The organism is Klebsiella sp. 64 (assembly GCF_018223915.1).
In the GTDB taxonomy this organism is placed as follows: domain Bacteria; phylum Pseudomonadota; class Gammaproteobacteria; order Enterobacterales; family Enterobacteriaceae; genus Klebsiella; species Klebsiella pneumoniae.
In genome coordinates this window covers 193572-205802 of record NZ_JAGRQZ010000005.1, presented here as the reverse complement: position 1 = coordinate 205802, position 12231 = coordinate 193572, and the positions used below count along the sequence as shown (strand labels likewise).

General features: G+C 60.7%; 10 protein-coding genes. 7 read left to right on the top strand and 3 right to left on the bottom strand.

What is annotated here, in order from left to right:
• Window positions 1-47: 47 nt before the first annotated feature.
• Window positions 48-671, bottom strand: a complete 624-nt coding sequence (locus KHQ23_RS06545; RefSeq protein WP_032425726.1) for a glutathione S-transferase family protein — start codon at window positions 669-671, stop codon at window positions 48-50.
• 126 nt (window positions 672-797) lie between these two features.
• On the opposite strand from KHQ23_RS06545, the gene KHQ23_RS06540 reads away from it, so the two are divergent.
• The 3 genes from KHQ23_RS06540 (at window position 798) to KHQ23_RS06530 (ending at window position 4438) form a co-directional block, all read left to right on the top strand.
• Window positions 798-1946, top strand: a complete 1149-nt coding sequence (locus KHQ23_RS06540; protein WP_020804114.1) for an iron-containing alcohol dehydrogenase — start codon at window positions 798-800, stop codon at window positions 1944-1946.
• Between the two features lie 239 nt (window positions 1947-2185).
• A complete protein-coding gene (locus tag KHQ23_RS06535; RefSeq protein ID WP_004173951.1) occupies window positions 2186-3838 on the top strand; it encodes an alpha,alpha-trehalase in 1653 nt (550 codons plus the stop codon).
• A gap of 66 nt (window positions 3839-3904) precedes the next feature.
• The gene (locus KHQ23_RS06530; protein WP_002921333.1) at window positions 3905-4438 is read left to right on the top strand and encodes a GNAT family N-acetyltransferase; all 534 of its coding nucleotides are present in this window, start codon (window positions 3905-3907) and stop codon (window positions 4436-4438) included.
• A 34-nt stretch (window positions 4439-4472) separates the two neighbouring features.
• Here KHQ23_RS06530 and KHQ23_RS06525 read toward each other — a convergent pair whose 3' ends face one another.
• Window positions 4473-5231 carry an SDR family NAD(P)-dependent oxidoreductase gene (locus KHQ23_RS06525; protein WP_002921336.1) on the bottom strand — a complete coding sequence of 253 codons (759 nt, stop codon included), beginning with the start codon at window positions 5229-5231 and terminating at the stop codon, window positions 4473-4475.
• A 119-nt stretch (window positions 5232-5350) separates the two neighbouring features.
• Here KHQ23_RS06525 and KHQ23_RS06520 point away from each other — a divergent pair, with 119 nt between their 5' ends.
• The 3 genes from KHQ23_RS06520 (at window position 5351) to KHQ23_RS06510 (ending at window position 8982) form a co-directional block, all read left to right on the top strand.
• Entirely contained in the window at window positions 5351-6250 is a 900-nt protein-coding gene (locus KHQ23_RS06520) for a LysR family transcriptional regulator (RefSeq protein WP_004145179.1), read from the top strand.
• 106 nt (window positions 6251-6356) lie between these two features.
• Window positions 6357-7388: an inner membrane protein YhjD gene (gene yhjD, locus KHQ23_RS06515; protein ID WP_004173950.1), complete on the top strand. Its 1032-nt coding sequence runs from the start codon at window positions 6357-6359 to the stop codon at window positions 7386-7388.
• Window positions 7389-7659: 271 nt separating this feature from the next.
• A complete protein-coding gene (locus tag KHQ23_RS06510; protein WP_004150118.1) occupies window positions 7660-8982 on the top strand; it encodes an MFS transporter in 1323 nt (440 codons plus the stop codon).
• 37 nt (window positions 8983-9019) lie between these two features.
• On the opposite strand, the gene KHQ23_RS06505 is transcribed toward KHQ23_RS06510, so the two are convergent.
• Window positions 9020-11071 (bottom strand): AsmA family protein, encoded by a 2052-nt coding sequence (locus KHQ23_RS06505; RefSeq protein ID WP_004173949.1) that lies wholly within the window; start codon window positions 11069-11071, stop codon window positions 9020-9022.
• 194 nt (window positions 11072-11265) lie between these two features.
• Here KHQ23_RS06505 and KHQ23_RS06500 point away from each other — a divergent pair, with 194 nt between their 5' ends.
• A complete protein-coding gene (locus tag KHQ23_RS06500) occupies window positions 11266-12195 on the top strand; it encodes a sugar kinase (protein WP_002921434.1) in 930 nt (309 codons plus the stop codon).
• Window positions 12196-12231: the final 36 nt, after the last annotated feature.

The following is a 12231-nucleotide window of genomic DNA, read 5'->3' as shown; positions in this document are numbered from 1 at the left end:
ATCGCCGGATGATAAAAAGAAGCCCCCAGGGGCTTCTTTTTTTATGCTCAGGCCACGCCGTTATTGCCATGGCGCATAAACGCCGGGCGCTGATTGAGCGCCATATACCAGCGCTCCACGGCTGGCATCTCCGGATGGGCGAAAGGGGTCATTTTCCAGCGATGCACCGACAGCCCCAGCACGATATCGGCCAGGGTGAAGCGCTCGCCGGCTACCCACGCCCCGGTACGCTGCAGCTGCGCTTCAACAATGCGCACGCAGTGGGTCCAGGCGGCAATACTCTCTTTAATCGCCACCGGATCCTGAAAGCGCGGATCTTTACGCACCAGCCCCATAAAAGCATGGCGCCAGGCAGTGTTAAACTCGGTCGCCTGCCAGTCCATCCAGTGCTCCACCTCGGCGGCGGGCTGCAGTTCGGCGGGCAGCAGATCCCAGCGCTCCGCTTTGCGCGCCAGATAGCGGCAGATACTGTTCGACTCCCAGAGCACGAAGTCATCGTCCAGTAACACCGGCACCAGGCTGTTAGGATTCAGACGCTGAAACTCAGGCGTATCCAGGGGCTTAAATCCGCTGCCGTAATCTTCCTGCTGGTACGCCAGCCCGGCTTCCTCGCAGGTCCACAACACTTTCCGTACATTGATTGAAGAGCGTTTACCCAGAATTGTTAGCATCGTCAGCGATTCCTCAGCCATAAAAGACAGTTCATTCACTCTACTCTATTGCCAGCCAGCAACAAGGCAGAGCGCTGGATAATGTGTATAGTTGATTCCAGCCTGTTTGCCGAAAAGGAACCCGACATGTTGACCCCTTTTACCGTTTTGATGCCTGCAAATATTCGTTTTGGCCGTGGTCAGGCCGAGAGCGCCGCCCCCTGGCTGGCGCAACAGGGCGGCCCAATTCTGCTGGTGCATGGCGCCAGCCCGCAGCGGGCGGCGTTTCTCCGCCAGCAGCTGGAGGCGCTGCAGCTTGCGGTCACGACGCTGGCGATAAGTCGCGAACCCTGGCTTAGCGATATCGAGCAGGGCGTCCAGCTGGCGCGCGAGAAAGGGATCAGAGCGGTGGTCAGCCTCGGCGGCGGCGCGGTGATTGACGCCGGTAAGGCGATTGCGGCGCTGGTCCCCGCCGCCGGCCCGGTGATCGACTATCTGGAGGTGGTGGGAACGGGCCGTCAGCTGGAAGCCAGTCCCCTGCCGTTCGTGGCGATCCCCACCACCGCTGGCACGGGCGCGGAGGTCACCAAAAATGCGGTGATCAACGTTCCGGAACAGCAGCGGAAAGTGAGCCTGCGCGACGACCGAATGCTGCCTGACCTGGCGATTGTCGACCCGGCGCTAACCGACAACGCGCCGCGGAACATCACCCTGAGCTCCGGCCTCGACGCCATGACCCAGGTGATCGAGCCCTGGCTCTGCAGCCGGGCCACTCCCTTCACCGATGCTCTCTGCCAGCAGGCGATCCCGCGGGGAATTCGCGCGCTAAAAATCCTGATGGAACAAGAGTGTCCGGCCAGCCGCGACGAGATGGCCTGGGTCAGCCTGTGCGGCGGACTGGCGCTGGCGAACGCCGGGCTGGGGGTGATCCACGGCCTCGCCGGCCCGCTGGGCGGCCTGAGCCGCGCCTCGCACGGCGCCCTATGCGGCAGTTTGTTGCCGTTTGGCCTGGCGCTCAATGAGTCGCAGATCAACGACCCTGGCCTGCGCCAGCGCGTTAACGATGTCCGCCGCTGGCTGGCCGACGGGCTGGACGTCCCTGTGGATCAGGTCTGGGACAGTCTGCGGGAATGGAGCCATCGCGCTGGCCTTGGCACCCTGCGCGACCTCGGCGTAGCGCGCGATGCGCTGGAACCGGCGGCGCTGGCCGCCAGCACCTCCTCATCGATGAAGGCCAACCCGGTCAGCCTGAGCGGCGAACAGCTGCTGGAGATGCTGGAGGCGGCGTGGGAGTGAGCGCCCCGGGATAAAATTTTGTTGCATAATGAATGCTCCGAATTTCATCTGCGCCAGGATCTACAATTTTTAATTACTTATCAACAGCGTACTTTGAAATGGCAGCTTTTCTTCTCGGCGGAAAAGCGTGATCTCACGCACAGTTTTCTTCACACTCACCGAAGCGACTGTCTACGCTTAATAGACAAGGCCGGGTATGCCCGGCCCCGAACTCACGCTATCCGGAGGTCCGTATCGCTATGTTCAGCCAGAAATTACGCCACGTTGAAGACGACGAGTTAAGGATCGACAGCGATCCCTGCTACGAAGCCGATCCGTACGAATTAAAGCTGGATGAGATGATAGACGCTGAACCGGAGCCTGAGGTGATCGAGGGGCTTCCGGCGTCCGATGCCCTCACCCCGGCGGATCGCTATCTTGAGCTGTTTACCAACGTGCAGAAATCACGCATTTTCGCGGACAGCAAAACCTTCCCCGACTGCGCGCCGAAACACGATCCGCTGGACATCCTGCGGAACTACCGCAAGGTCAAACGCCAGCCCGACTTCGATCTGCGGCAGTTCGTTGAGGACAACTTCTGGCTGCCGGAGAGCCAGAGCGACATCTATATCTCCGACCCCAGCCTGACCCTGAAAGAACACATCGACAAGCTGTGGCCGGTGCTGACCCGCGAGCCTCAGGATCATATCCCGTGGTCATCGCTACTGGCGCTGCCGCAGGCCTACATCGTGCCCGGCGGTCGCTTTAGCGAAACCTATTACTGGGACTCTTATTTCACCATGCTGGGGCTGGCGGAGAGCGGCCGGGAAGATTTGCTGAAATGCATGGCCGATAACTTTGCCTGGCTGATTGAAACCTACGGCCACATTCCGAACGGCAACCGCACCTACTACCTCAGCCGCTCGCAGCCGCCGGTGTTCGCCCTGATGGTCGAACTCTTTGAAGAGGATGGCGTGCGCGGCGCGAAGCGCTATCTGGACCATCTGAAGATGGAGCACGCCTTCTGGATGGACGGCGCCGAGTCGTTGATCCCGCACCAGGCGTATCGCCACGTGGTGCGTATGCCGGATGGCTCCCTGCTCAATCGCTACTGGGACGACCGTGACACGCCGCGGGATGAGTCGTGGCGCGAAGACGTGGAGACCGCCCGACACTCCGGGCGGCCCGCCAATGAAGTATACCGCGACCTGCGGGCGGGCGCCGCGTCCGGCTGGGACTACTCCAGCCGCTGGCTGCGGGATATCACGCGGCTGGCCAGCATCCGCACGACGCAGTTTATCCCCATCGACCTGAACGCCTTCCTGTTCAAGCTGGAGACGACCATTGCCAACCTCTCCGGCCTGAAGGGCGATCGCGAGACGGAGACGGCCTTCCGCCAGAAGGCCCAGGATCGGCGGGCGGCGGTCAACCGCTATCTGTGGGATGATGAGAACGGCTGTTTCCGCGATTATGACTGGCGCCGTGAACAGCTGGCGCTGTTTTCCGCAGCCAGTATCGTCACCCTTTACGTCGGCCTGGCGACCCACGAACAGGCAGAACGCCTTGCCGATGCGGTGCGGGCCCGCCTGCTCACCCCCGGGGGGATCATGGCCACTGAATACGAAAGCGGTGAGCAGTGGGATAAACCCAACGGCTGGGCGCCGCTGCAGTGGATGGCGATCCAGGGATTTAAACGTTACGGCCAGGATCCGCTGGGAGATGAGATTGCCTGGAGCTGGCTGCAGACGGTCAACCACTTTTACAAGCAGCATCACAAGCTGATTGAAAAATACCATATTGCCACCGGCGTCCCCCATGAGGGCGGCGGCGGGGAGTATCCCCTGCAGGATGGCTTTGGCTGGACCAACGGCGTGGTGCGCCGACTGATTGGCCTGTACGGTGAGCCAACCTAGTCGGGCTGTTCCCGGCGGCTTTCTCCTGCTATGTTCAGAGGATTCGCCCTGCCCGGAACGACGCTTATGCCTGAACTTCTGACGCCGCGCCTGCGCTGCTCACCGCTGCAGCTGGACGACTGGTCGTTTTTTCTTTCCCTGCAGCAGGATCCGCAGGTCATGCTCTACGTCGCCGATCCCCGACCGCAGGCGGCCATCCGCGAGGCGTTCGATTCGCGGCTGCCGCCGTGGACGCCCGGGGATGAACACTGGCTGTGCCTGGTGGTGCGCGACAGGCTGACCCATACCCCGCTCGGCCTGACCGGCTACCAGCATCATCAGCGCGACATTGCCGAGGTTGGCTTTCTCTTCGCCCCGGCGGCGCAGGGTCGGGGCTACGGCTACGAATCGCTGCGCGCGCTGTGCGACTACGCCTTTACCACCGGCGGCGTGCGCCGCCTGACCGCCAGCGTCACCGCCGGCAACGAGGCGTCTAAGCAGTTACTGCTCAAAGCCGGCTTCCGGCTGGAGGGGGAGCTGCGGGAAAACTACTGGCTCAACGGACGCTGGCACAACGACTGGCTGTTCGGTCGGCTGCGTGGGGAGGGCGATGCGCCGTAGCGCACCGCCGGTCACAGGCTGGGGGCAGTCAGGATCAGAGGAACATCCCGCCCGAGACTTCCACACGCTGCGCGTTCATCCACGCCAGCTCATCGCTGAGCAGGGCGGCGATGGCGTCGCCGATATCATCCGGCAGCCCAACGCGCCCCAGCGCAGTCTGGGCGGCGATATGCCGATTCACCTCGGCGTTATCGCGCACCTCCCCTCCGCCAAAGTCGGTCTCAATGGCACCCGGCGCGATGATGTTCACCGATATCCCCCGTCCGCCCAGCTCTTTCGCCTGATAGCGGGTCAGAACCTCCATCGCCCCCTTCATCGCGGCGTAGGCCGCATAGCCCGGCAGGGCAAAGCGCGCCAGGCCGCTGGAGACATTGAGGATACGCCCCCCATCCTGCAGGAGAGGCAGCAGACGCTGGGTCAGGAAAAACGGCCCTTTGAACTGGATATTCATCAGCTCGTCAAACTGCGCTTCGCTGGTCTCGGCGAAGGGCGCGTTGAGTCCGATCCCGGCATTGTTCAGTAAATAATCAAAGGTTGTGCGTCCCCACTTCTGCGCCAGCACCTGCGCCACCTCGCTGGCGAATGCGTCAAATGTTGTGGAATCGCCGACGTTCAGCGCTAATGCTGCCGCTTTGACCCCTTTTTGCTCTATTTCCGCCACCACGTCGAGGGCCGCCTGGCGGTTGCTGTGATAGGTCAAAAGAATATCGGTTCCCTTTGCCGCCAGCTTCAACGCGGCGTTTTTACCCAGACCGCGGCTGCCGCCGGTCACTAAAGCGATACGTTGTGTCATCAGAAGACCCCTTTCAGGTTGCGTTGTGATTGTGTTGTAGCTTATTAACTGCTCATGCAACAATAAATACGCTATATTGCGTTTTACTGTTTCAGTAACAACAACAATAGGCGATCGGTATGGATAAAATTCATGCAATGCAGTTATTCATTCGCGTAGCGGATCTGGAGAGCTTCTCCCGCGCCGCCGAGACCCTGGCGCTACCTAAGGGTAGCGTCTCGCGACAGATTCAGGCCCTGGAAAGCCATCTTGGCGTGCGGCTCCTGCACCGCACCACCCGCCGGGTCCAGCTCACCCAGGATGGGATGGTCTACTACGAGCGGGCGAAAGATCTGCTGAGCAACCTCGACGAACTGGACGGCATGTTCCAGCACGATCCGGCGAGCATCAGCGGCCGGCTGCGGGTGGATATGCCGGTCGGTTTTGCTAAAAAAATGGTGATCCCGCATCTGCCGACTTTTTTACAGCAGTATCCGGGCATCGAACTGGAGCTGAGCAGCAGCGATCGGCTGGTGGACGTGATCCGCGAGGGGTTTGACTGCGTGGTGCGCGTCGGCGCGCTCAAAGACTCAGGGCTGATTGCCCGCCCGCTGGGCAAGCTGACGCAAATTAACTGCGCCAGCCCGGACTATCTGGCGCGTTTTGGCTATCCGCAATCCCTGGAGGATCTGGCGGATCATGCCCTGATCCACTACGCCAGCACCCTCGGGGTCCGTCCCCCCGGCTTTGAGGTAATGATCGACGGCGCGGTGCGCTGGGTAAAAACCGGCGGCATATTGACGGTCAACAGTACGGAAACCTATCAGGCAGCCTGTATCGCCGGGCTGGGGATTATTCAGGTGCCACGCACCGGCGTGCGCGAGGCGTTACGCGCCGGCGACCTGATTGAGATCCTGCCCCAGTACCGCGCCGAGCCGCTACCGGTCTCGCTGATCTATCCGCACCGGCGCAATCTCTCCCGCCGGGTAAATCTGTTTATGGAGTGGCTGGGCGGACTGATGAAAGCGTATGTCGATTGAGCGGCGCGGCTGGAAAACGGGCGGTGGAGAGAGGCATTCCTGCAGGATACGGCATTTAAGGTATACTTTTTGCTGAATCTCGCTGTAAAAAAGGAAGAAATTACGTATGACGCCGGAAAACGACGATCGACGCCCGCCACAGGAACCGGATACGCAGCCGGAGAAAAGCAAAAGCACGCTCGAGGCCCTTAATGACACCGCCGTCGGGCAAAAAGCCAGCCAGGCGCTGAAGACCGTCACCGGAACGGCGGCCAAAGTGCAGCGCAACCCGGTGATCGCCCATCTGTTGCGCGCCGCAGAGCGCTTCAATGACCGGCTCGGCAATCAGTTTGGGGCGGCTATCACCTATTTCTCGTTCCTGTCGATGATCCCGATCCTGATGGTCTCCTTTGCCGCCGCCGGCTTCGTGCTGGCCTGGCACCCAACCCTGCTGCAGGACATTTTCGACAAAATTCTGCAAAACGTCAGCGACCCAACGCTGGCGGCAACGTTGAAAAACACCATCAACACCGCGGTGCAACAGCGCACCGCCGTCGGTCTGGTCGGCCTGCTGGTCGCCCTCTATTCCGGTATTAACTGGATGGGCAACCTGCGCGAAGCGATCCGCGCTCAATCGCGCGACGTCTGGGAGCGCCGGCCGCAGGACGAGGAGAAAATCTGGGTAAAGTACTTCCGCGATCTTATCTCGCTGATCGGTCTGCTGGTGGCGCTGATTATTACGCTGTCCATCACCTCCGTCGCCGGCTCCGCCCAGCAGATGATTATCTCCGCGCTGTATCTCGACAACATTGAATGGCTGAAACCCGCCTGGCGGCTAATCGGCCTCGCCATCTCGATTTTTGCCAACTATCTGCTCTTTTTCTGGATTTTCTGGCGCCTGCCGCGCCATCGTCCGCGGCGCAAGGCCCTGTTTCGCGGCACGTTTATCGCGGCGATTGGCTTTGAAATCATAAAAATCGTCATGACCTGGACGCTGCCGGCGCTGGTGAAATCCCCCTCCGGGGCGGCGTTCGGATCGGTGCTGGGGCTGATGGCCTTTTTCTATTTCTTCGCCCGCCTGACGCTATTCTGCGCCGCGTGGATCGCCACCGCGGAGTATAAAGACGACCGGCGGATGCCGGGCAAAACCCACCGCTGAGGTATTGCGAGGATGAATAAAAGAGGCAAAATTCATCCTCGCGCTTGATTTCAGCAGATAAATCCAGCATGTAACTTTTATTTAACTCAAAACTGGTTTTATTCTCTATCTTTTTAATTGTGTGAAGCATTTCATAGAACTATTTTTACTGGTGTAAAAATTATCCGCTTTTTGCCTCTTTTTTGCCCATTTCCCGCGTTTGTTACAGATTGAAATGTCCCTGTGGCTGTGGCTATATGGCTTTTCGTTCGCGCAAAAATAAGAAAGATCTATGCAAGCCACAGCCACCACTCTCGAAAACACGCAGGAAACCGCCCCGGTCAACTCACGCAACAAGGTTGTTGTCGCCTCGCTCATTGGCACCGCCATTGAGTTTTTCGACTTCTACATCTATGCCACCGCCGCGGTCATCGTCTTCCCGCATATCTTTTTCCCGCAGGGCGATGCCGCTGCGGCCACCCTGCAGTCGCTGGCCACCTTCGCCATCGCCTTCGTCGCCCGGCCGATCGGCTCCGCGCTGTTTGGCCACTTCGGCGATCGCGTCGGCCGGAAGGTCACCCTCGTGGCCTCGCTGTTAACCATGGGGATCTCCACCGTGGTGATCGGCCTGCTGCCCGGCTATGAAAGCATTGGCATTGTCGCGCCGATGCTGCTGGCGCTGGCGCGTTTCGGTCAGGGCCTTGGCCTCGGCGGGGAATGGGGCGGCGCAGCGCTGCTGGCTACGGAAAACGCCCCGGCGCGCAAGCGCGCCCTGTACGGCTCCTTCCCACAGCTGGGCGCGCCGATCGGCTTCTTCTTCGCCAACGGCACCTTCCTGCTGCTCTCCTGGCTGCTGACCGACCAGCAGTTTATGGAGTGGGGCTGGCGCGTGCCGTTTATCTTCTCCGCGGTGCTGGTGATCATCGGTCTGTATGTTCGCGTCTCGCTGCATGAGACCCCGGTCTTCGCCAAAGTAGCGGCGGCGAAAAAACAGGTCAAAATCCCGCTGGGTACCCTGTTGACCAAACACGTCCGGGTGACGGTGCTGGGCACCTTCATCATGCTGGCCACCTATACCCTGTTCTACATCATGACCGTCTACTCGATGACCTTCAGCACCGGCGCGGCGCCGAATGGCCTGGGTCTGCCGCGTAACGAAGTGCTGTGGATGCTGATGATGGCGGTGATTGGCTTTGGCGTAATGGTGCCTGTCGCCGGCCTGCTGGCGGACGCTTTTGGTCGTCGCAAGAGCATGATTATCATCACCACGATGATTATTTTGTTCGCCCTGTTCGCCTTTAAACCGCTGCTGGGCTCCGGCAATCCGCTGCTGGTCTTCGCCTTCCTGCTGCTGGGCTTAAGCCTGATGGGATTGACCTTTGGCCCGATGGGCGCGCTGCTCCCGGAGCTGTTCCCGACGGAAGTGCGCTACACCGGCGCGTCGTTCTCCTATAACGTGTCGTCGATCCTCGGCGCTTCGGTCGCGCCGTACATTGCCGCCTGGCTGCAGGGTAACTACGGTCTCGCGGCGGTCGGCACCTATCTGGCGGCGATGGCGGCGCTGACGCTGATCGCCCTGCTGCTGACCCACGAGACCCGCCACCAGTCGTTGTGATCCTTCGCCCTGACGCCCCCGGCGTCAGGGCTCTCCTCTACTTTTTCATCTGCGACAAAATGGTCCGACACTGGTTGCTATCGCCCTCCGCCGGGGAGATCAGCGCCAGCAGCGCGGCGGCCGGCGTCACCAGGGTTGCCAGCGCCGCCGCTACCGCGCCGCGGACAATCAGCGGCCCGGCCTTCACCCCCGCCTGCGGCGATTTAAAGGTGCCCCGGACATACAGCGGGGAACGCAGGGTGATTACCCGAAAGCCTTTGCTTTCCGGATCGATGGTCAGGTCCAGCTGCTCGGAGGCGAAGCTGGCGGTCCCGGTCACATTGATCAGCGCGTTTTCTGTATCGAAGGCAAAAATCTGCGGCCGGGCGACGCCATTGGTTACGTCGATATTGGCCGCGGCGCAGTTTACCCGAACCTCCTCATCGCCAAAAATCTGGCCGATCAGGTAGTTACCGACGTTAAGACCGAGGATTTCCATCAGGTTGCGACTGATCAGTCCGTCGTTCATCAGCAGCTTCAGGTTACCGTTGCTGTTGCCGAGCAGGGCCGCCACCGAGTTGCCGCTGCCGCGCAGCTGGACGTCGCCATTCATCTCGCCGAGGGTTTTCTGCATCATCTCGACGTTTGGCATCAGCGCCTTCAGCTTCAGGCGTCGCGCCTGCAGATTGGCCTCACCCTGCAGCGGCTTTTTATCGCCCTGCAGGTGTACGCTGCCGGCAATCGACCCGTTGGCCAGGCCAAAGCGCACCGGCTGCAGGCGCAGGTCACCATCCTCCAGAATCACATGGGTCGACAGATCGCTGATCGGCAGGGTGCCGCCGTGCTCAATTCTCCGGCCCTTAAAGCGCACATCGGCATCCATCACCTGCCACTTGTCGGTTTCAAAGCGGTCCGCCGGCAGCACTTTACCCGCCGGCTGCGGCCGGTCCCCCGCCTGGCGCGAAGCGCTTTTCTTCGTCCCTTTGCCGGAATCGACGCCGATTAATGGCCCGAGGTCCGCCAGACGCAGCTGCTTCGACTCCATATCGCCGCTGAGTTTCGGCCGCGGCTTGCCGGTGGTGTAGGTCAGGGAGCCATGAATGTCGCTATCGCCGATTCGGCCGTTAAAATTCTGATAGTTAAAGCGCATGCGGTTTTTTTGCGTAAAGTCGGCGCGCAGGCGGCCGTCGGTGGAGAATGACGGCGTCTCCGGCAGCAGCACGCCGGTCAGGTCATAGAGATCGCGCAGCGAGTCGCCGGCGAATTTTAGCCGCAGGTCAATGCCGCCGACGTTGAGCGGGTCGCTGACCGTGCCGCTGAACGCTACCCGGGTGTTACCGGAGTGGAAGTCGCCCTGCAATGGGAAGGGGGCGCTTGCGCTGCGCAGGGCCAGCATGCCGCCGATTTTCCCGTTGCCGGTGACCGGCTGGCCCTTGTAGCGGCCCTTCAGCGACAGACCAAAGACATAGTCGCCTGGTTTCGCCGCGCTATGGCTATCTTTTGTGCCGGTCACTTCGCTGAACGGCAGCGGTTTGCCTAGGGGATCGACGAGGATGGTGATATCGCTGCGGGTGATCTTGTCGTCAATGGCGATAGTCCCGCGATCAAAGAGAATATTATCGAGGCGAAAGGACCAGCTGGAGGGCGCGCTGTCGCCCGAAGTACGCTTATCGCCCGCCAGCTGAAAGGTCCAGTTATTGTTGTCTTCCGCAAGGCGGATCAACCGTACGTCGGGCTGCTCCAGCTTGATCCACGGCAGGTACACCGTTTTGCTCAGCAGCGCCAGCGGGGCAAGGGTCGCCTCCACCCGCGGCAGATGGATCATGGTCACCTGGGGAATGGCCGGCGGGTTGCCCAGCACGATATCCTCCGCGTGTACGTGGGGCCACGGGATCCAGCTGCGCCAGCCGCGCTCGTCCGGCTGCCGTTCCCAGACCACGCCGAGATCGCCGCGGATGGCGAACGGGCGGTTAAGTTCGGCGGACACTTTCTGATTGATCGTCGGCTTCAGCCGGTTCCAGTCAAAGGTGGCCAGCACGATAAAGAAAAGAACGATCAGCAATAGTATCGTTCCTGTGATGATAACCAACGTTTTACGGGTTCTGCTCATCCCTACTCCGCTCCTTTTGCATCACGTCAGTCCTGAATATAGTCAAAAAGCGGCGTTTATCCTGGAAATGCGCTTTTCGTCACATTACGCGCGTCAGGTCAAAAAAATAATGGAACGATGTTTTAATATGATTGACCAGCAAAACAGCGCAGCGCACACTAGCGCTTATATCGATTCCATTGCAGGTTCTGGCTATGTCTAAAAAAATTGCCGTTATTGGCGAATGCATGATTGAGCTGTCAGAGAAAAACGGGGCCGTTAACCGCGGCTTTGGCGGCGATACCTTAAACACCTCGGTCTATATCGCGCGGCAGACGGATGCCAGCGCATTGAGCGTCCACTACGTCACCGCCCTGGGAACCGATGCGTTCAGCCAGCAGATGCTCGACAGCTGGCAACAGGAAAACGTCAACACCGATCTTATCCAGCGGATGGCCGACCGCCTGCCGGGGCTGTATTACATTGAAACCGATGACACCGGCGAGCGCACCTTCTACTACTGGCGCAACGAGGCGGCGGCAAAGTTCTGGCTGGAGAGCGATCGCGCGGCGGCGATTTGCGAAGAGCTGGCCACTTTCGACTATCTCTATCTGAGCGGCATCAGTCTCGCCATTCTCAGCCCGGCCAGCCGCGACAAGCTGTTCACGCTGCTGCGTGAGTGCCGCGCCAACGGCGGCAAGGTGATCTTCGACAACAACTATCGTCCGCGCCTGTGGGCCAGCCAGGCGGAAACGCAGCAGGTCTATCAGGAGATGCTCGCCTGCACCGATATCGCGTTTCTGACCCTCGATGATGAAGACGCGCTGTGGGGAGAAAAACCGGTTGCTGAGGTGATCGCCCGCACCCACGCCGCCGGCGTGGAAGAGGTGGTGGTGAAGCGCGGCGCGGATGCCTGCCTGGTCTCGGTTAGCGGGCAACCGCTGCGGGAAGTGCCGGCCGTCAGGCTGGCCAAAGAGAAGGTGGTGGATACCACCGCCGCCGGAGACTCTTTCAGCGCCGGCTACCTGGCCGTTCGCCTGACCGGCGGCGATGCCGAATCCGCCGCCAGACGCGGACACCTGACCGCCAGCACGGTGATCCAGTATCGCGGGGCGATCATCCCGCGGGAAGCGATGCCGCAGTAATTCTCCGCACAAAGCGCTCTCCGGCCGCCGCTGGCG